The sequence below is a fragment of the Coprococcus comes ATCC 27758 genome (assembly GCF_025149785.1).
In the GTDB taxonomy this organism is placed as follows: Bacteria; Bacillota; Clostridia; order Lachnospirales; family Lachnospiraceae; genus Allocoprococcus; species Allocoprococcus comes.
Genome location: NZ_CP102277.1, coordinates 2185812 through 2208173, shown reverse-complemented (window position 1 = coordinate 2208173; position 22362 = coordinate 2185812). Strand labels below are relative to the sequence as shown.

Annotated in this window: 16 protein-coding genes; all 16 read left to right on the top strand. The window is 37.7% G+C overall.

Translation table 11 applies throughout. The features are described 5' to 3' along the window. Nucleotides 1-18 precede the first annotated feature (18 nt). The 16 genes from NQ556_RS11000 to NQ556_RS10925 all read left to right on the top strand — a co-directional run bounded on the left by NQ556_RS11000 (nucleotide 19) and on the right by NQ556_RS10925 (nucleotide 22337). Nucleotides 19-759: a ComF family protein gene (locus tag NQ556_RS11000; RefSeq protein WP_008374567.1), complete on the top strand. Its 741-nt coding sequence runs from the start codon at nucleotides 19-21 to the stop codon at nucleotides 757-759. A gap of 54 nt (nucleotides 760-813) precedes the next feature. Further along, nucleotides 814-1209, top strand: a complete 396-nt coding sequence (locus NQ556_RS10995; protein ID WP_008374569.1) for a hypothetical protein — start codon at nucleotides 814-816, stop codon at nucleotides 1207-1209. After that, a complete protein-coding gene (locus NQ556_RS10990) occupies nucleotides 1209-2375 on the top strand; it encodes a hypothetical protein (RefSeq protein WP_008374572.1) in 1167 nt (388 codons plus the stop codon). The genes NQ556_RS10995 and NQ556_RS10990 overlap by 1 nt, the downstream gene beginning before the upstream one ends. A 55-nt stretch (nucleotides 2376-2430) precedes the next feature. Then, complete coding sequence (gene cdaA, locus NQ556_RS10985; protein ID WP_008374575.1) at nucleotides 2431-3318, top strand: diadenylate cyclase CdaA; 888 nt, start codon at nucleotides 2431-2433, stop codon at nucleotides 3316-3318. A 58-nt stretch (nucleotides 3319-3376) separates the two neighbouring features. Next, nucleotides 3377-4576, top strand: coding sequence for a CdaR family protein (locus NQ556_RS10980; RefSeq protein ID WP_167531630.1), 1200 nt, complete (start codon nucleotides 3377-3379; stop codon nucleotides 4574-4576). Then, on the top strand, nucleotides 4566-4829 hold the full coding sequence (locus NQ556_RS10975) for an HPr family phosphocarrier protein (protein WP_008374578.1): 264 nt from the start codon (nucleotides 4566-4568) through the stop codon (nucleotides 4827-4829). The genes NQ556_RS10980 and NQ556_RS10975 overlap by 11 nt, the downstream gene beginning before the upstream one ends. Nucleotides 4830-4860: 31 nt before the next feature. Continuing rightward, a complete protein-coding gene (locus tag NQ556_RS10970) occupies nucleotides 4861-5772 on the top strand; it encodes a nucleotidyltransferase family protein (RefSeq protein WP_008374580.1) in 912 nt (303 codons plus the stop codon). Nucleotides 5773-5864: 92 nt separating this feature from the next. Further along, nucleotides 5865-9014 carry an RICIN domain-containing protein gene (locus NQ556_RS10965; protein ID WP_204576040.1) on the top strand — a complete coding sequence of 1050 codons (3150 nt, stop codon included), beginning with the start codon at nucleotides 5865-5867 and terminating at the stop codon, nucleotides 9012-9014. Between the two features lie 53 nt (nucleotides 9015-9067). Continuing rightward, the gene (locus NQ556_RS10960) at nucleotides 9068-9673 is read left to right on the top strand and encodes a hypothetical protein (protein ID WP_204576038.1); all 606 of its coding nucleotides are present in this window, start codon (nucleotides 9068-9070) and stop codon (nucleotides 9671-9673) included. Between the two features lie 17 nt (nucleotides 9674-9690). Then, complete coding sequence (locus NQ556_RS10955) at nucleotides 9691-14796, top strand: RICIN domain-containing protein (protein WP_008374588.1); 5106 nt, start codon at nucleotides 9691-9693, stop codon at nucleotides 14794-14796. Nucleotides 14797-14967: 171 nt separating this feature from the next. Beyond that, complete coding sequence (locus NQ556_RS10950; protein WP_008374589.1) at nucleotides 14968-16923, top strand: polysaccharide biosynthesis protein; 1956 nt, start codon at nucleotides 14968-14970, stop codon at nucleotides 16921-16923. 23 nt (nucleotides 16924-16946) lie between these two features. Then, nucleotides 16947-17885, top strand: coding sequence for a glycosyltransferase family 2 protein (locus NQ556_RS10945; protein ID WP_008374591.1), 939 nt, complete (start codon nucleotides 16947-16949; stop codon nucleotides 17883-17885). Between the two features lie 211 nt (nucleotides 17886-18096). Further along, entirely contained in the window at nucleotides 18097-19593 is a 1497-nt protein-coding gene (locus NQ556_RS10940) for a hypothetical protein (protein ID WP_195509793.1), read from the top strand. A gap of 184 nt (nucleotides 19594-19777) precedes the next feature. Then, nucleotides 19778-20782, top strand: a complete 1005-nt coding sequence (locus tag NQ556_RS10935; RefSeq protein ID WP_195509795.1) for a glycosyltransferase family 2 protein — start codon at nucleotides 19778-19780, stop codon at nucleotides 20780-20782. A gap of 15 nt (nucleotides 20783-20797) precedes the next feature. Next, entirely contained in the window at nucleotides 20798-21586 is a 789-nt protein-coding gene (locus NQ556_RS10930) for an ABC transporter permease (RefSeq protein WP_195509797.1), read from the top strand. Nucleotides 21587-21596: 10 nt separating this feature from the next. Continuing rightward, on the top strand, nucleotides 21597-22337 hold the full coding sequence (locus NQ556_RS10925; RefSeq protein WP_008374604.1) for an ABC transporter ATP-binding protein: 741 nt from the start codon (nucleotides 21597-21599) through the stop codon (nucleotides 22335-22337). The last annotated feature ends 25 nt before the right edge of the window (nucleotides 22338-22362 follow it).

The following is a 22362-nucleotide window of genomic DNA, read 5'->3' as shown; positions in this document are numbered from 1 at the left end:
ATCAAATCCGAAAAGCGGATGGAAAACTTAAAAAAGGTCAAAGAAACAATTCTGGAACTAATTTATCCCTCAAAATGTCCGTTTTGTGGAGAAATTGTAAGTGCAGGAAAGAAACATTCTATGGAACACAATGGAATCTGCAAGGCGTGCCGTGAAAAACTTCCTTATATTGGTGAAGTAAGATGCATGTGCTGTGGAAAGCCTTTGACAGATCCGGCTGAAGAATATTGCTATGACTGTACCAGGCAGAAGCATCTTTTTGTTGATGGCAGAAGTCTCTGGGTGCATAAAGATGCAGTGGAAAATGCAGTTTATGCAATGAAATATCAGAACCGGAGGATTTACGGACAAACGTTCGGAAAAGAAATGGCAGAGCATTTTCTTCCTTATCTATGGGAAAGAAAGATCACCTTGATCGTGCCGGTTCCGCTGCATTCCCGGCGAAAAAGAAAGCGGGGATTTAATCAGGCAGAAATTGTAGCAAAGGTATTATCAAAAAATACCGGAATTGCTATGGATGCAGGTGCTGTTAAGAGAATTAAGGCGACTAGTCCTCAGAAAGAGCTGGGCGATAAAGGGAGAAAACGAAATATCAGGGGAGCATTTGCAGTGCAGAAAAATGTAAAAGGAGAAAATATCGTTTTGATCGACGACATTTATACGACAGGAAGTACCTTAGACGAGGCGGCGAGAGTGCTTAAAAAGGCAGGAGCTGAAAAGGTATACTTTTTGACGGTAAGTATTGGACAAGGAATCTGATATTTGTTATACTGAAAGTAATGCATATACGAATAAAACGTATGAGGTGACAAAATGTTAAATGAAAGCAAAGTTAAGCTGATGACAAGGATGGCGATGTACGAAAGCAAACAGGGAGAGGAAGATTTTAAGATCAGTTCTTATTATAAGAAAGATTACCGGAGCTTTCACACCATTGCTACGATCATATGGGTCACGGTCGGCTATGCTGTTGCAGTGGGAATCGGAGTTATTGCTTTTCTGGATGAACTGATGAAAAATCTGAATATGCAGTTTCTTGTGATGCTTGTGGCAGCTGTGATAATTGGATATCTGGTACTTGTTATTTTTTATGGAATCGTTGCTTCCCATTTTTACGGAACCAAACATGAAAAAGCAAGAAAGCGTGTGAAACAATTCAATCACGATCTTACAAGACTGAACAGAATGTATGAAAGGGAGAAACGATAATGAATGATCTGATAGTATGGAGAGATAAATTACAGGAATTATACGCGATGAAATCAATCTATATTGATAAAGCTGTGCAGTTTGTTCTGGCACTGGTTACATTTCTTATGATCAACCAGAATATTGGACTGATGAAAGCGGTGGCGACACCGGTTGTAGCGGTGGCACTGGCAGTAATCTGCACCTTTCTTCCACCGGTTGTAACGGCGTATGTGGCGGCAGGACTTGTAATTGTGCATCTGTTCAAACTGTCTATAGGAGTGGCAGCGGCAGCGGCACTGATCTTTGTGGTAATGTTTATCTTTTACTGCAGATTTACTCCGAAAAAGGCACTTCTTCTGCTGGTCACACCGGTAGCATTTATGCTTCATGTTCCGTATGTGGTGCCGGTTGCCTGTGCGCTTGTACTTGGACCGATTTCAGCAGTACCGGTTGGATTTGGAACGATCATTTACTATATGATCGAATGTGTGAGAACTTCGGCAACAGCGATCACCAGTGCGGATGGAATTACCAGGCAGATTTCGCTGTTTGTGAAGACGGTATTCCAGGATAAGACTCTGTGGATCACTGTGATCGCATTTATTATCTCTATTTTTGTGGTGTATACAGTGCGCCGGCTTTCGGTAGATCATGCGTGGAAAATCGCAGCAGCATCCGGTGCGGTTGTGAATATTGTTGTAATTGTGATCGGAGATATTGTATTCGATATACATACCTCTTATAATATGCTGATCGTTGGAAATATTGCAGCAGTCGTGATTGGTTTTATCATGGAATTTTTCCTGTTCTCGGTGGATTATTCCAGAACAGAACGTCTCCAGTTTGAGGATGATGAATATTACTATTATGTAAAAGCCATCCCTAAGATTTCGGTGACAGCTCCGGAGAAGACGGTCAAACATATCAATGAGCGGAAAGAAACAGGTGAGATTGCGGGAACAGAGCCGGAGAGAAGACAGAGGTCGAAGAGTGGGCAGACGGAAAAACCGGCAGTACGCAAAACAAAAACGGCTTCTAAGGTAAAACGGCCAAAGAGTCCGGCAGTTCAGCGACCGACAAGAGTTGGGGGCAATACAGATGAAATCCTTCTTGCACAGAGCCTGAAGGAAGAACTGGATATTCAGAGCATTGTGGAAAATGAACTGAATAGCGATAACAAATAGGGAAATATTATAAAAACAGGGGTATAAATAACGGATAGAAAAAGGGGGTACACTGTTGAACACAGTATTAACACAGGTTTTAAAAGAATTTGTATCAGAATCGTGGTACTTCCCGCAGATCCGGGTAGTAGATGCTGTTGAGATACTGATTATTACATTTTTATTCTATCAGATTATTCTCTGGATAAAGAATACAAAAGCCTGGATGCTGCTGAGGGGGATTCTGGTTGTTGCATTGTTTATTCTGGTGGCTGCAGTTTTTAAAATGTATACGATTTTGTGGATTGCACAGAATTCGCTTCCGGTCATGGCAACCGCAGTCGTGATCATTTTCCAGCCTGAGCTCAGAAGAGCATTGGAAAAACTGGGGGAAAAACAATTTGTTCCCAATATGGTAGCATTGGATAAAAGAGGAAAAGATAATGTACGTTTCAGCCAGAAAACGATCGATGGAATCGTAGAAGCATCCTTTGCGATGGGAGCAGTGAAGACAGGAGCGCTTATCGTCGTAGAGCAGGCAATCATGCTGACAGAATACGAGAGTACCGGAATCGCGCTGGATTGTATTGTATCACCGCAGGTATTGATCAATATTTTTGAACACAACACACCACTTCATGATGGCGCGATCATTGTCCGTGGAGACAGGATCGTATCAGCGACCTGCTATCTTCCACTGTCAGACAATATGGGAATCAGTAAGGAGCTGGGGACCAGACATCGTGCAGCAGTCGGAATGAGTGAGGTGAGTGATGCTCTGATCGTCACCGTATCAGAAGAGACCGGGTATGTATCTGTAGCGATGGGCGGACAGCTTGTGCGCAATGTTACACCGGAATATCTGAAAAAACGTCTGGAATCTATCAGTAAGAAGAGTGTGGAGATCGGACGTTTGAAAAAAATATGGAAAGGATGGAGATCGCATGAAAAGGGCGTTGACTAAAAACTGGGGTCTTAAGTTGTTGGCATTTGTATTCTCTGTCCTTTTATGGATAATTGTTATGAATATTGAAGATCCGGTGGACGAACGGACATTTTCCGGAATCCAGGTGACAGTGACACATCCGGAAATCGTAACAAATCCGGGCAATACATATCAGATTCTGGATGACAGCAGGACGGTATCCGTAACAGTAAAGGCAAAACGTTCTATTTTAAATAAAATTAAAACTGATGATATCAGGGCAACAGCGGATATGAAGAATCTGGATGTCAGAACCAGATCCCTGATCCCGATCGATATATCGATCCCTTCTTATGCAGGAAGGTTTGAGGCAACTGCCAACCCGATCAATCTGCGAGTAAGCATTGAACTTGGAAAATCAGAGACTTTCCCGATCACTGCAACCAGTTCGGGAACACCAAGAGACGGATATCAGGTGGGTGAGCTGAAAGCAAATCCGGAGAAGATTAAGATCAGCGGGCCAGAATCAGTAATCGATTCAATCGATAAGGTGGTAGCACTTGTCGATGTTTCAGGACAGTCTAAAGATGAGGAAAAAGAAGCAGAGCTGATTCTTTATGATAACAATGGAAAGATCATAGATTCGACACAGATTGAGAATAACCTGGGAGACGAAGGACTGAAGGTAAAAATCACCATGCTTCAGACAAAGAGTATTCCGGTAGAATTTGATACTTCACTGATCGGTACTGCGAGTGGATATCATTTCAGCGGAATCAGTATCCAGCCGGAAAGTATTCAGATCGTAGGCACAGAGGAGCAACTGGAAACGGTGGATTCTATTGAAATTCCGGCAGAAGAGCTGGCAGAAGATGGTCTGGACCAGACAATAGAGAAGACAGTAGATATCGCCAATTATCTTCCGTACTGGGCAAAGACAGACCAGGACAGCGCAGGAGGCGTACCGATCGTTATAAAGATCCAGGTAGAGAAATTCGGAACTAAGACAGTCGAATTCCCATACAATTCCATTGCGCTGCTGAATGCACCAAAGGATTACAAGGTGTCATATGCAGAACAGGGCAATCTGGAAATTGTTGTGCGTGGTTCTAAAGAGGATCTGGATGATTTTACTCTTGAAAAAGGAAACGTGTCAATCAATCTGAACGATTGCAAGACAGCGGGAACCTATAATGTTCCGATTCAGGTTACACTTCCTGACGGAATTGAACTTGAAGATACGATCAATGTACAGATCACATTGACAAAGAGCAGTGGAGGAGAAAATGATCAGTAAAAAGGTAACGATCAAAAATCCGACGGGATTACATTTGAGACCGGCAGGACTTTTCTGCAAGATGGCACTGGAATATGAAAGTAAGATCACTTTTCATTACCGGGATACGGAAGGAAACGCGAAAAGTGTTCTGAGCGTGCTTGGTGCATGCATTAAGTCCGGAGATACGATTGAGATTGTGTGTGAAGGAAAAGATGAAGAAAAGGCACTTGAAGCGATGGTAGAACTGGTGGAGAGTGGGATTGGAGAATAGTAGGAGAAGCGTATCAGGAGGTATAGAAAAGATGAGCAAAGCTACATTAGTTGTTATGGCAGCTGGAATTGGAAGCCGTTTCGGAGGAGGAATCAAGCAGCTGGAGCCGGTAGGACCAAATGGTGAAATTATCATGGATTATTCGATCTATGATGCAATGGAAGCCGGATTTGATAAAGTGGTATTTGTTATTCGAAAAGATCTGGAAAAGGATTTTCGTGAAATTATCGGAAACCGGATTGAAAAGAAAGTTGAAGTTGCATATGCATTCCAGGAAGTTGATGATATTCCGGAAGCATTTAAAGAAAAATTTGCAGAAAGAACGAAACCGTGGGGAACCGGTCAGGCAATTCTCTGTTGCAAAGATGTAGTAGAAGAGCCATTCCTGGTAATCAATGCAGATGATTATTATGGAAAAGAAGCTTATGTGGAAGCTTATAAAGAACTTACGGCACTGGAAAAGCGGGCAGACAAGATGCAGATCAGCATGGTTGGATTTGTACTTAAAAACACACTTAGTGAAAATGGTGGAGTAACCCGTGGTGTGTGTAAGGTAGATGATAACCAGATGCTTACAGAGATTGTAGAGACATCTAATATTGTTAAGACTGCAAATGGTGCTGCCGTAGCAGAAGATGGTGTGGAAAAACCGATTGATGCGGATACACCGGTTTCTATGAATATGTGGGGACTCAGGCCAGAGTTCTTTGAAATTCTTGAAAAAGGTTTCGCAGAATTTGTAGCAGCACAGGAAGAAGGAAATCTGAAGGGAGAATATCTGCTCCCAACAATTATCGGCGATCTTCTGAAAGAAGAAAAAGTCGAAGTAAAAGTGCTGAAATCACATGATAAGTGGTTCGGGGTGACTTATAAAGAAGATAAAGAACTGGTTGTGAATGAAGTGAAGGCGCTGGTTGAAAAGGGATTGTATCCGGAGAAGTAAATATTGTGAGATACAGGAAAGGGTGAGCTACATGATTTGTAATTGTGGGGCTTGCCTTTTTATGAAATATGAGGGTATGGGAAAGGAAAAAAATGAGAGTAAGACAGAGAATTATTGTAACTTTATTGATTCTTGCAATGGGAACAATGAATGTAGGAACATTGTCAGTATATGCGGCAGAGACAGAGAACCAGAATGTGATAAAAGAAGAAAAAACAAAGCCGGAAAGTGAAGAAAAAGATGAGGAAAAACCTGTACAGAAAACTGAGGCAGACGAATCAACCGTGGACGGGTCAATAGAAGGAGGATCAATGGAGGATGAACCGGTAGTAGATGAATCGACAGAGGATGAATCTACTACCGATGAAGCAACGGGAGAGAATCCAGAGACTATACCAGAGGAAAAAACAACAGAAATTGCTCCAGAACAGCAAGGGGAAAAACAAGATGATAAAAAAGAAGTGGAACTTGCTAGTGGAGTATACAAAATTCAGTTAGAAGCTAATAAGAACTATGTATTGGATGTAGCGGGAGGAAGCACTGCAAATGAGGCAAATGTCCAGATTTACGTCAATAATGAAACAGATGCACAAAAATGGTATATTACAAAGGCGGAAGATGGATGGTATCGGATAAAAAATGTGCAATCTGGAAAATTGCTTTCCAGCAAATCTAAAGAAGCAAAAATTGGTGAAAATATTAACCAGAATCAGCAACAGGAATCATTTGGTCAACGATACAAGTTTTATGAGACGGGAAGTGGAAGCTGTTACATTACCACGGAGAGTGGAACTGTACTGGATGTATCAGCAGGAAGAATTGCAAATTCATCCAATGTGCAACTCTATGGATTAAATAAAACGGTTGCACAAAAATGGTGTTTTGCGAAAGCAAGATCGACATTTGGTGAAGATGCAGAGAAGCAGATTGCAGATGGTTATTATACGATCAATATGAAAACGGCAGGTAACTTGGGTTTTGATGTCGCAAATTACAGTAATGCAAACGGTGGAAATGTACAGTTGTGGGGACAAACACCGAATGCGGCACAGATTTTCTATATTAGTAAAAATAAAGATGGTTGGTATACAATCAAGAATTTTGCGTCAGGGAAAGTGTTGGATGTGTCAGCAGGGAAAAATGCAAATGGAACAAATATCCAACAATGGGATGCAAACGGAACGGCAGCACAGAAATTTAAGTTTTACGAAGATGAACAAGGAAGAATCCGAATCTTATCTGCAATCGGAAGCAGAAAAGTTCTTGATATCAGTGCCGGAAAATTGAAGAATGGCGGTAATGTACAAATTTATACATATAATGGAAGCAATGCACAGAATTTTGTGATCAAATCCTGGAAGGCACCAGGAAATTACAAGGCAATACAAGCTGGAAATTATCGCCTTTATCCGGCAGCAGCATCAGGTCTTAGCATAGATGTTCAGGGTGCATCAAATAGTGACGGCGGTAATGTACAGATTTATTCGACAAATGGTACGGGTGCACAAGAATGGAAAATTATTCCTAACGGAGAATGGTATTATCTGAAAAATGTAAATTCAGGCAAAGTCCTGGATGTTAAAAATGGTTCGGGAGCATCCGGAGTAAATTTGCAGCAATGGTCAACAAATGGTGGCGCGGGTCAGTTGTTTCGTTTCTATGAGAATGGGAATGGCAGATACTATATTATGGCAAAGACGGGAAGAGTAATTGACTGTGCAGGCGGTAGTCTGAAAAGCGGAACCAATCTTCAGATCTACGCATTCAACGGAACAGCGGCACAGCAGTGGATGGTCGAAAAGGTTGTATTATCTGTATCTCAGATTGCTAATATTGCAGATGGATATTATTTGTTCAAGTCCGGAGATTTGTGTATGGAAGTTACAGATGCTTCTAAGGATAATCAGGCAAATGTTGGACTTGGAACTGCAAATGAGGGAGAACACCAGATTTTTAAGATCACAAATAAAGGAAATAACTGGTATGAAGTTGAGAATCTTAATAGTGGAAAGGTTTTGGATGTAACAAATGGAAGCAACGCAGATAAAACGAATTTGCAGCAGGTTGATGCAAATGGAAGTATGGCACAGCGATTCAGATTTTATTCGGCAGGAACCGGAAACTATTATTTGAAATCACAGCTTGGAACGATGATTACTGCGGATAAAGAAAATGCCAATATTTATCTTGGAAATGCAGTACTTTCAAATGAACAGAAATGGCAGATGAAACGGGTTATCCCAAAAGGAGTAGAAATTAGTGTATCGAATGGTAATTATCGGATTTTCAGTTCATTAGCTAACCGAATGGTCCTGGATATATCGAACGGAAGCAGAAATAATGGGGCAAATGTACAGATATGGTCAGATAATGGTACGATGGCTCAGAGCTTTTATATCAGTAAAGAAAGTGATGGATGGTATAGCATTAAAAATAATAGTTCAGGAAAATATCTGGATGTAGATAATGGAAATGCAGCATCGGGAACGAATTTAAAACAGTGGCAAAAAAATGGAAGTTCTGCACAGAAATTCAAATTTTACGATGCCGGTGATAGTAAAATAATGATCAGGTCAAAACTTGGGACTTACATTGATGTGTCAGGAGGAAATTGCTACAATGGTGCAAATGTATGGCTTTATCAGGAAAATGAATCTAATGCTCAGGTCTGGAGCTTGAAGAAGGCATATACAAAACAAACATTAGACAGTACGCTTGGAGTTAGTGGAAGGACAATTCAGGAAGAACTGGCGGCACATGTAAATGACAGATACTATTTAGGGACACACTATTGTGGAGAATACACGATTCCCGACCGATGTATGCATCCAAATGGATCGCCAGGATATAACAATTATACAGGACTTAACTGCACAGGATTTATTGCATTTGTTGTAGGAAAATGTGGTGGAGATCTTGGAATGATTGCAAGAATGGGACGAAATGGTGGATATACAAATGGTTCTAACTGGTATAAATATCTGAAATCTGTTAATGTAGAGTGTTATGCGTACAATTCTATTGCTGAATTACTCCGAAATGGACGTGCGGAAAAAGGTGATATTATGTATAAAGAACCAAAAAACTGGAACTGCGGAGAAGACTGTCACCTTGCATTTTTCTGGGGAGACACAGCATGGGATAATAAATTCTGGCATTCGCTGGAAGATGGAAATCAAATTTCACCACTTCAGGTCGAAAATTATGCAAATACATATTATTTAATTAAGACAAGAAAATAGACAAAAATGGTGAACTATTGTATAATAGATAAAATTAAGAAAGGAGGTGTGAGATGAGAAAAGTATTGGTATTTGTAATGGCATTGAGTCTAAGTGTTATGCTCTTGGGATGCAGTGGTACAGATACTTCAAAAGAAGCAAAAGATACGACGCAGGATACCAGCCAGGAGGACAAGCAAGATACCAGTCAGGAAAAGGCAGAACCAACGCAGGACAAAACAGAACAAAAGGATGAGCAGGTGGAAGAAAATGACAGCAAAGAAGAAGACAGCGGAAACCATGAAGCTCAGGATCAGATTCTGAAATTATATTATATATCCGACAGTGAAGAAATCGAATGCGCAGAGATCAGAACGAATCTGCTTCAGACAACCGATATCTGGAACGGCTTAATAGGGGAAGGCGTTCTTAGCAGTGAGTGTAAGATGAACAGCTGTAATGTTGATCAGGAACAGAAAACGATTGATCTCGATGTAGATTCCGGAACTGGTTCTTACATCAGAAGCATGGGGACGACAGGAGAAGAACAAATACTCACATGTATTAAAAAGTCTTTCCTGAAAACGTATGAATGTGAACGACTTAAGATTACGGAAAACGGGCAGCCTTTAGAAACCGGACATACCGTACTCAAAGGATACATGACAGCAGATGAGTAAGAGAAGAGGAGTATATAATGAAGAACTGGTTGAAAAAATGTAGTGTGGCATTGCTGGTCTTTTCAATGATTGGTACAACAATGCCGGTATATGCGGCGGATGCGCCAGCTGCAAAAACACAGACGACAACAGAGGACCAGACAGAAGAGCCGAAGTCTGAAGTACAGGCAGAAGAATCACAGGTAGAAGAACCACAGCAGCAGGAACAAACTTCGGAAGAACAACAATCAGTTGATGAAAATGTTGAAGGGGAACAGGATGTTCAGGAGCAGGAAGCGCCAGAGCAGGAAACGACAGAACAGGAAGCCCAACCAGAAGAAAGCAGCATGAATTATGCTTACGTGGAAAGTCCATATCTGCAGACACCGGAGACACAGCGAATTGTTGTATCCTGGGGAACAGAAGACGAGTACATAGAGCAGATGGTACTTCATGTACGAAAAGATGATGATACCTGGGAAGACTGGTGTATCAGTAGATCGGAAGGAAATCTGTATCTGTTTGAAAAGTATTACGAAGATGAGTATCAGAGTGGAACCTATGAAGTTGTTTCTATCAGTGTAACAGAAAATGGAGAAACTACAGATTATGCGCTTGCAGACCTTAAGATGGAAGCGAAGTTCGGAGTTAATCAGGAATATGATGGAATCGATGAACTTCAGCCGGTTGATGAAGAACAGGAAGAAGCGGCAGCGGAAGATGCAGTTGGTATTTCGGTTTCTACATTGAATGAAAATGGAACAATCGAAGAACAGAACAGTATCGAGGATGCACTTGATGCTGCACGGACAGATGTCCTTGCATCAACTCCGGCGATGATGTCGCTTGATGATGATTCTGGAATCAGTACACAGGCTGCAAGATCAGGCAAGATTGTTGTGGCACTGGATCCAGGACATGATGACAGAGATGCAGGAGCAAGCTATTACGGTTTACGAGAAGAGGCACTCACCTTGAAGATTGCTAATTATTGTAAGGAAGAGCTTGAAAAACATGTCGGAGTAGAGGTGTACATGACAAGGACATCTTCGAAGTGTCCTTATCCGAATGAATCACCGGCAGGTGGATGTATTACGGCGAGAGCAAATGCAGCGGCAAAAGCAGGGGCGAAGATATTTGTCAGTTTTCATCTGAATGCAGCATCATCAGCAGCAAAAGGTGCAGAGGTTATTATTCCAAACTATAACTGGAAATCAGAGGTAGGTGCACAGGGAAGAGAACTTGCAACCAAGATTTTGAATGAACTTTCATCAATCGGATTGTATAACCGTGGATTGTACTATAAAACGGGAACAGATCCAGAATACAAATACCCGGATGGTTCACTGGAAGACTGGTTTACGGTTCAGGTTGCGAATAAGAGAAATGGAATCCCGGGAATTATCGTTGAGCATGCTTTCCTCACAAACAGTGGAGATGTCAATAACTTCTTAAATAATGAAGCAGGTCTGAAAAAACTTGGTGTTGCGGATGCAACAGGAATTGCAAAATATCTGGGACTTGCCAAGACGGGTGAAAGAGTGAATGTTGCGGAAGGTACTTATGTATTTAGCAGCGCATTGAATGCGAATAAGGTTCTTTCGATTCAGAATGATGGATTTGCAGATCAGACAGCCGCAGTGCTGAATGATAAAAAAGATACATCAGGACAGAGATTTGAGGTCAGAAGTGCCGGAAATGGGTATTACACGATTACGGCAGAACATTCAGGAAAGGTTCTGGATGTGGCTGGAGGGTCGACGGCATCGGGAGCAACGGTACAGCAATATATGTCTAATGGAACGAATGCACAGTTATGGTATTTTACAAATGCTGGAAATGGGTATTATACGATTCATTCAGTATTAGGTACATGTTTGGATGTGTGGTCGGCTAATACAGCAAACGGAACGATGATAGACTGCTATGCGTATAATGGGACAAATGCACAGAAGTGGAAACTTACAAAAGCAGAGTCGAAACCATTAGAAAATGGTACATATTCGATTACTAATACATCATCAAACAAGGTGCTGAGTGTAAATGGAGGTTCAACAGAAAATTCTGCAAATGTGTGTGTGACAAGTAATCAAAATTTGTCGTCACAAAGATTTGAACTGACTTATGTTAGCAATGGGTATTATAAAGTGATTGCAGAACATTCAGGAAAATCGATAGATATTGATAATGCAAGTAATCAAAGTGGGGCAAATTTAAAACAATATGATTATAGTCAGAATAACGCGCAACTTTGGAAATTTGTCAAGTTATCAGATGGAAGCTATTATATACGATCAAAGCTTGGAACAGTAGTTGGAATACAAACTTCTTCAACAAATGTTAATATGCAGACAGCAAATCAATCCAATGCGCAGAAGTGGCAAATTTCCAAAACGGAAAACAAACCGGTAAAGGATGGAAAGTATGTAATTGCGAGTGCTAGCTCGATAACATTAGCTATAACAGAGAATAGTGGAAATGCAAAACTGGATACATATGTTGGAACTGAAAACCAGAAATATGATATAAAATATGTGAGCAATGGATATTACAAAATAAGTGAAGTATCTACTGGAAAAGTTTTAGATATATATAATGGTAATAGTACGAATGGCACAAATTTACAGACATTTTCATGGAATGGAACAGATGCTCAGTTGTGGAAATTTGTGGATGCCGGAAATGGAAAATATTATATTCGTTCCAAGGTAGGACTGGTGATTGATATTGCGAATGGTACGATTTCATCAGGAACAAATCTTCAAATTTACAACGCAAACTTTACAAATGCGCAGGAATGGATCTTAGATTCAAATCGAGCTAATGAGAGTGAGCAACCGGTAAAAGACGGAGTTTATTTGTTTGAAAATATGGCGAATAAAAATCAGACATTTGATGTTCAAAATGAAAGTATGTCAAGTGGAACAAATGTTCAGATCTATACGAAAAAAGGAATTTCGGCACAGAGATTTAGAATTGCGTATGTCGGAAATGGATATTACAGAATCATTTCTGATTTGTCTGGTAATGTTTTAGATGTTGCCAATGGTTCGAAGTCAGCAGGAGCAAATGTCCAGATGTACTCGTGGAATGGAACAGATGCACAGCTGTGGAGATTTGTTTCGGTTGGTAATGGAAGTTATTATATTATTTCTAAAACTGGGAAAACAATCGGGTTAAGAGGAAACAGTGCAAATGCAGGTGTGAATGTCCAGATGACGGATAATTCTGGAAAGAGTACACAACAATGGTATTTGCAGATACAATCGGAAAGTCTTGTTGGAAATGGAACATACTATTTGAAATCAGCCAGTACTGGAAAGTTGGTATTAGATATCAGTGGAGGCAGTAAGTCTGATAGAGCAAATGTGCAGATTTATAATGTAAATGGAACAAATGCTCAGCAATTTCAAATTACACATGTAAAAGATGGATACTGCAAAATTATATCGAAAAATTCTGGAAAAGCATTGGAATATAATTCTGGAGCAGATGTCAATGGAGCAAATGTATATCAAAATGCATGGAATGGGAAAAATAACCAGTTATGGAAGGTTATTAGTGTAGCTGGTAATTATTACATTCAGACAAAAAATGGTGGAGTTATTGATATTCAGAACGGTACACTTAATGCAGGTACAAATGTACAAACATTTACTTGGAATGCAACAAATGCACAGAGATGGAGCTTCGTACAGCTTGATAGTTATACTGGTTCCAATGTAGCAGAAGGCGTTTATACAATTTGTTCAGCTGCAAATAATGCATATGTATTGGATATTGATAATGCAAATACTTATAACGGTGCAAATGTTCAGTTGTTTAATTCGAATAATACGGCAGCACAGAAGTTTAGTATAAAAGCAGTTGGAGATGGCTACTATAAAATTCAATGCGAAGCAACAGGCAAGGTACTTGATGTGTCAGATGGATCTATGGCTTCGGGCACAAATGTTCAGCAGTTTTCATGGAATGGATCTGCAGCACAGTGTTGGAAATTTGTAGATGCTGGAAATGGTAATTATTATATCCAGTCAAAATTGGGAACGGTTTTAGATATTCAAAATGGTACAATTAGAGCACAAAATAATATACAGACATTTGAATTAAATAAAACAAATGCACAAAAATGGAAACTTTCATCCGTATCTACGAAGAATTATGTTGATATAGCAAATGGAACTTATGTGATTCAAACCTCACTGTCATCAGGAAAAGTAATGGATATTGATAATGCCTCTGCGAATGATAAAGCAAATCTTCAGATTTTTGATAAAAATGATACACTGGCACAGAACTTTATGATAAAGAAAGTTGCAGATAAAGAATATCAAATTGTTTCACAGAAATCGGGAAAAGCATTAGACTTGGCTGGAAAAACAAACCAATCAGGAACGAATGTATGGCAATATAGTAAAGATAACTCAAATACGCAAACATGGAAATTTATTGATGCGGGAAATGGTTATTACTATATTGAATCAAAGCTTGGTAATGTATTGGAAGTAGCTAATGGAAGTACAAATAACGGTGCAAATGTTCAAATTGCCACATGGGGCAAGAACACTAAGCAGAAATGGAAATTAGTAAAGAAATCAGATATGAGTGATTTTTACGCTATTATGGGTACTACATCTACGACAGCAAGCCAGATGGCAAATTATTTCACTGCTAAAGGTGGAAAATATCCGTATTCTGATAACAAAGATGCACCGACTATTAAAGATTTCTGTCAGATTTATATTGATGAATGCAAGGTGGAGGGCGTAAAAGCTGAAGTCGCATTTGCACAGGCAATGATGGAAACTGGTTTTTTACGATTTGGTGGAGATGTAAAAAAAGAGCAGTATAATTTTGCCGGTCTTGGAGCAACTGGAAATGGAGCTTCAGGTAATGGATTTAAATCTATTCGGATTGGAATTCGAGCGCAGGTACAGCATTTGAAGGCATACGCATCAACAGAAAATCTGAAACAGACATGTGTAGATGGAAGATATAGTCTTGTGACAAAAGGTGTTTCACCATATGTGGAATGGCTTGGACAGAAAGAAAGTCCAACTGGAGCAGGATGGGCTACAGGTGCAAATTATGGTTATAACATAGTTAATCTTTATATAAAACCATTATTGAACACAAGTAAATAATAAGTTATAATAGGATTTTGCATGAGAGAAAAACATGCAAAATCCTATTTTTATGTGAAGAATAGGCGATAAACATTGTATCTTGAAGTAAAATTTGGTATGCTATAGGTTAGAGTTAAAAAAGATGTAATATTTTGTAACAATTTTATATTGTACAAATGGAGGTTGAGTATGAAAAAAGGATGGGGACTTCAAAATTCCAGAAGCAGAATGATTGCTTTGTTTATCGTGGACATGCTTACTGTGGTTTTGGATTCTTACTTAGCGATTATATTGCGCTTTAAATTGGATAATATCTGGGTACCAGAGGAGTATATGAGCAGTGTAGAACACTACATGATTATAAATGTGATTACGACGGTAATTATCTTTTTACTGTTAAATCTGTATAACCGAGTGTGGTCCTATGCCAGCTTATATGAGATGCTATTGATTGTGTGTGCGGCAATGCTTTCAACAGCGTTTCAGGCGTTTGGATTTAGTTTATTGTATTTACCGATCCCAAGAAGCTATTATTTCTTCTACTTTATTTTGCTTAGTATTACTACACTAATTACTCGTTTTTCGTATCGAATTTTACACACGATGCAGAATGGAATTAAAAAATCAGCAAAGCATTCCCGGAATACGATCGTAATCGGAGCTGGTGAAGCGGGAAATATGATCATTAAAGAGCTAAAAAGCAGTAAGTACCTGAATCAGAAAGTTGTATGTGTGATTGATGATAACCCGTTTAAAAAGGGAAAATATATTCACGGAATCCGGATTGTCGGTGGAAGGGATATGATTCAGGAAGCAGCAAAAAAATATGATGCAGAAGAGATCATCCTTGCGATTCCATCGGCAGGAAATAAAGCTACCCGTGATATTTTGAGAATTTGTAATCTTACAGATTGTAAACTTAAAATTTTGCCGGGAATGTATCAGCTCATCAATGATGAAGTTGGGGTGTCAAACCTGCGAGAAGTATCCATTGAGGACTTGCTTGGAAGGGATACCATCAATATTGATATGGAAAGCGTTGGACAGTATGTAAGTAATAAACGAGTACTGGTTACTGGTGGCGGTGGATCGATAGGCAGTGAGCTTTGCCGCCAGATTGCTGCACACAATCCGAAGCTTCTGATTATATTTGATATCTATGAGAATAATGCATATGAGATTCAGCAGGAACTGATTCGAAAATATCCCAATCTGAAGCTGGAAGTATTAATTGGATCTGTTCGTAATACAAGCCGAATTGAAAGTGTAATGGAATATTATCGTCCAGATGTTGTATTTCATGCAGCAGCACATAAACATGTGCCGCTTATGGAAGACAGTCCGAATGAAGCAATTAAGAATAATGTATTTGGAACCTATAAAACTGCAAGAGCAGCGGACAAGTATGGTGTAAAGAAATTCGTACTTATTTCTACAGATAAAGCCGTAAACCCAACAAATATCATGGGAGCTTCGAAGCGCATGTGTGAGATGATCGTGCAGACATTTAGTAAGTATTCCAGAACAGAATATGTAATTGTACGGTTTGGAAATGTACTTGGAAGTAATGGTAGTGTAATACCACTTTTCAAGAAGCAGATGGAAGCAGGCGGACCAGTTACAGTTACGCATCCAGATATTATTCGTTATTTTATGACGATTCCGGAAGCGGTATCGTTGGTATTACAGGCTGGAGCTTATGCTCATGGTGGAGAAATCTTTGTGTTGGATATGGGAGAACCGGTAAAGATTGCCGACCTCGCAAAGAATTTGATTCGGCTTTCCGGATATACGCTTGGTGTGAATATGGAAATTAAATATACGGGCTTAAGACCAGGTGAAAAGCTATATGAAGAGTTACTGACGAAAGAAGAAGGGCTTCAGAAGACGGCGAATGATTTGATTTTTATTGGGAAACCGTTGGAGTTTGATGAGGTACATTTCTTAAGCCAGTTAAGAGAGCTTGAAAAAGCGGCGATGGAAGAAAGTCCGGATATTAAAGAAATAGTTGCCGGAATCATTTCAACGTATCATATCAGACCGGAAGATAAGAAGAGAGATAGTGAAGCTTTTCAGGAACTGGTGAGTCTGGGACGAATCAGTCATGAAGGACCGAGCGTGGAAACGGATCATACAACTATTTAAGTGTAGTTTGGAGGAATAAAATCATGAAAATGTCATTGGTAGTACCTTGTTACAACGAAGAAGAAGCAATTCCTATTTTTTATAGAGAAGCTTTGAAAGTAATAGAACAGTTGAAAGATGAGTTTGAATTTGAGTTTTGCTTCGTGGATGATGGAAGTAAAGATGGAACATTACAGTGTTTCAAAAATTTGCGAGTAAAGGATGAAAGAGTTCATTACGTTTCGTTTTCAAGAAACTTTGGAAAAGAATCTGCATTATATGCCGGATTACAGCTTTCAACAGGAGATTATGTTGCAACATTGGATGTGGATCTGCAGGATCCACCGTCACTGCTGCCGGAAATGTGGAAAACAATTAAAGAGTCAGAAGGTAAAGAAGATTATGATTGCGTTGCTACGAGAAGAGTTAACCGGGCAGGGGAACCGCCTATCAGGTCTTTTTTTGCGAGAATGTTTTATAAGATAATCAATAAAATGTCATCAACAGAAATTGTAGATGGCGCAAGAGACTTCCGATTAATGAAGCGCAAAATGGTGGATGCTATTTTGAAAGATGCCGAATATAACAGATTTACGAAAGGAATTTACAGTTGGGTGGGATTTCATACAAAGTGGATTGCCTTTGAAAATGTGGAAAGAAGCGCAGGAGAGACAAAATGGTCTTTTTGGAAACTGTTTTTGTACTCAATTGAAGGAATTTTAGCATATTCTACAGCACCTTTAGCGATTGCATCTGTGTTTGGAATTGTATTTTGCGGAGTTTCGTTTATATCTATGTTAGTGATAATTATTAGAGCATTAGCATTCGGAGATCCGGTTGCTGGATGGCCGTCATTGGTAACAATAATATTCTTTTTAGGTGGAATCCAGCTGTTATGTCTTGGAATTATGGGGTTGTATTTATCGAAGACATATTTGGAAACAAAAAAAAGACCTATTTATATTGTGAGAGAAAGCGAGTAAGAAATAAATGCAGATAAAGAAGGGATTCAATAAGCTTATTGATAGGGTTGAAAAGACGAATATATATATCATATTTGCAGTGATTTTATTTGTGCAAATTGTATTTATGTTATATTACTGTAATATGAAACAGGGTTTTTTTGTAGATGAAATATGGTCGTATGGATTGTCAAATAGTTATTATCATGCACAGATATGGGAAGATAATGGTTTGGATAATGTAAAAATAGAACCAGAGATATTTAAGTCGTATTTAACAGTGAATAAGGGAGAAGAATTTTCATATGGATCTGTAATTTACAATCAAACGCACGATGCGCATCCGCCTCTTTTTTATATGGTATTGCATACAATATCGTCGTTTTTTCCTGGGAAATTTAGTAAATGGTTTGGATTGATTCCAAATGTAATCTATTTTGCGATTGCAATGTATTTACTGTTGAGAGTAGCTAGATGCATTTCAAAGAAAAATATTTTTAATATTTTAGTATTAGTGTTATATGGATTTAGTATTGGAGCAGTTAATTCGGTGACATATGTAAGAATGTATATGTTACTAACTGTATGGTGTCTATTCTTTTTGCTGGAAAATATTCAAATTTATAAAGAGGAAAAAATAACAGTGAAAAGATTTGTGTTATTATGTATAGCTACTTTTGGAGGATTATACACACATTTCTTTTTTATTATTTTTGCCTGTCCTATTGTTGGACTTATGCTTACTAAGGTTATTAGAGAAAGAAACCTGGGGTGGAAAGTATTTTTAAAATATTCAATAGCTGGTGGAATAGGGATTATATGTGCATTTGGCACATTTCCAACATATTTAAGAAAACTTTCTGGAAAGGATGGAAATGCTAATAGTTCTTTGACACATACAAATATGCGTAATTTTAGTGATTGGGGAGAACGCATAAAAATATATTGGAAAGACATTAGTTCAGAATTGTTTGGAAGTTTGTGGAGTGTTATTCTTATATTATTTTTAGTTTTATTAGTTGGGTATAGGGTCTGCAATATATTGTATAAAATCAAAATTGAAAAAAAAGAAAAGAAGATACAATTAATTATTGAAAAAAAGCCTATTTCAGGAAAAAAAATAATAGAAATAAAGCAAAGCTATATTATTGCTATAGGTATATTATTAGTTATAGTATTCTATTTTTTATTGGTATGTAAAATTACAGTATTTTCTTCAAATAGGTTTATGATGTGTATTTATCCATTAATTGTGCTGGAAATGAGTATATTAATTTGGAGAACTATTACATGTATGACAAGAAAAAAAGTAATGCAAAGAGTTGTATTAGGATTAATATGTATTTTTATAGTTGGTATAACATATTTTGCGAATGATCCGGAATATATTTATGAAGAAAAGGGGGGGAACGAACAAGTTCTTCAAGAATATACGGAGTTACCGGTAATATATATATATGCATCGCAGCATAGGATATTAGATAATGCATTAAATCTTATGAATTGTAAAAAAGATATATATCAGATTGATTTAGATAAAATTAAGCAGAATATAAAGAAAGTAGATGCATCAGAAGATGAAATGATTATTTATGTGGATACCTTAGTAAATGATTATGGTTCTTCGGTAGATGAATGTTTAAAATATGTGAAACAAGAATTAAATTATAATAAATCGGAATTACTTGGTACGGATGATATGAGTAATATTTATCTTTTGAAACGATAAATATATAAAAAAATGTAGAATTTGACAAAGGAGAATACTTTTGATATAATCTTTCCATCTAAGAGAGTGTGTAGCATAATTATGTAATCAAAATAAAAGTTGGTGATTCAGATAAAACTAAATATCTGTGAAACCAACTTTTTTTGAGAAAAATATTATTAATAGTATATAAGTTAGGAGAAGAATGAACGAGAAGATATTAACGGTAACAATTCCAAGTTACAATGTAGAAGCATATCTGGAAGAATGTCTGGAATCTTTTGTAAATTCAGAAGTTATGGGTGATATTGAAGTATTGATTGTGAATGATGGTTCTAGTGATGATACTGCAAAAATTGCACAGCGATATGTAGATAAGTATGAAAATACATTTCGGTTGATCAATAAAAAAAATGGTGGACATGGTTCAACAATTAATACTGGGGTTCGAGAAGCAAAAGGAAAGTATTTCAAGGTTGTTGATGGGGACGATTGGGTAGATACAAGAAGCTTTATTCGTCTTGTAGAGATTTTGAAAGAAAGTGATGCAGATATTGTTGCATCAAATTATACCTGGATTAACCATACGACAAGATTACCAGAAAAAAGACAAGAATATCCATTTGAAAAAATAGAGTATAATAAGTTATATAAGTTTGAAGATATTGTAGGAAAAACAATTATTGATATGCATGCAACTACAGTGAAAACAGAGCTATTCAGAAAAGCAAATGAACAGATTGACGAGCATACTTTTTATGTAGATGTGGAGTTTATTGCATTTCCGATTCCATATGTAAGGACAGTATATTTTATTGAAGATCCGGTTTACCAATATCGTCTGGGACTTCCTGGACAAAGCATGTCTATTCAGAAAATGCAGAAGAATCTAAAAAATCATTTACGGGTTCTGATGCGACTTAATCAGTATTGCAAGAAAGCTGAAACTATTGCACCAACAGCTAATTTGGAATATATAAGAGAGTTGACTGCAACGATTCTTACCAGTCAGATGAAGATTTATATAAGTTTCCCGCTGAAAAGCGGCATGAAGAAGGAAGCAATGAAATTAGATGCATATTTTTACCATAAAAACAGAGAAGTTTATGACAGGGTGAAAAATCCAGCTGTTCTGTTTTTGAGAAAAACTAAATATGCAGCATTTCCTCTGGCTGTTCTTGCATTTAAAAGACGTAGAGATAGTTATTAAGGAGATTATAAAAATATGAATGAGACAAAGGATAGAATAAATACATTTTTTCAATATAAGGATTTGTTACGTGAGCTCGTAGTAAGAGATGTGAAATTAAAATATCGTAGAAGTTTTTTGGGATATTTATGGAGTATTTTAAATCCTTTACTGATTATGATTGTAATGACGTTGGTATTTTCGCAAATGTTCAGGCAGGGAATAGAAAATTATCCAGTATATCTGTTGGCAGGACAAACCTTATTTGATTTCATGAATTCGTCAACACATATGTCAATGTATTCAGTCTTGGACAATAGTTCTTTGATAAAAAAAATATATGTGCCTAAATATATTTTTACATTATCAAAGGTTACGAGTTCGCTTATTGATTTAATTTTTTCAATGGGTGCGTTGGTTATCGTAATGTTATTTACTAGATCACATTTTTCACCATATATTTTATTATTTCCGTTAGTAATTATTCCATTATATATTTTTGTGTGTGGTATGGGATTTCTGCTTTCAGCGGCCAATGTATTTTTCAGAGATATTCAGTACATTTATAATGCAATTACTGTTGCATGGACGTATTTGACACCGTTATTTTATCCGATAGATTTATTACCAAATTGGCTTAGAACACTTATTGAATATTTTAATCCAATGTATTATTATATTCAGTTCTTCCGTGGTTTAGTATTGTATGGACAGTTGCCGACGTTACGTATTTTTGTTGGATGCTGGGTTATGGCAGGCGTTATGCTGGTAATTGGCTTGACTGTATTTAAGAAAACGCAGGATAATTTTATTTTATACTTCTAGGAGAATTATTATGAATGAAGAATATGTAGTGGATGTAGAGGATTTGACAATACGATTTAATCTTGCTTCGGAAAAAGTTGATAATTTGAAGGAATATGTTATTAAAATGATAAAACATGAATTAATGTTCCAAGAATTTCTTGCTTTAAAACACGTTAATTTAAAAGTAAAAAGTGGTGAAGCATGGGGACTGATTGGAACAAATGGTTCCGGAAAATCAACATTATTAAAAGCATGTTGTGGAATTTTAAAACCATACACAGGAACTGTTACGACTCGGGGGAAAATTGCACCGCTGATTGAACTAGGGGCTGGATTTGATATGAATATGACAGCAAGGGAAAATGTTTTTTTGAATGGCACAGTGTTGGGTCATTCGCGTAAATTTATGGAAGAACATTTTAATGAGATTATAGATTTCGCAGAATTGCAAGATTTTTTGGATGTTCCAATTAAAAATTTTTCATCAGGTATGCAGGCTAGATTAGGATTTGCAATTGCAACAATGGTACGACCGGATATTTTGGTAGTAGATGAAATTTTATCTGTTGGAGATTATCAGTTTCAACAAAAATGTTATAAACGTATGGAAGAAATGTTAAGTAATGGAACAACTCTTTTATATGTTTCTCATGATGTGAAATCTGTAAGAAAATTATGTGACCATGCTATTTGGCTGGATAAAGGCGATGTTAGAATGAGTGGTCTTGTAAAAGAAGTAACTGATGAATATATAAAAGAATATCATTAATTTTCAATATTAACGAAGGTAGATT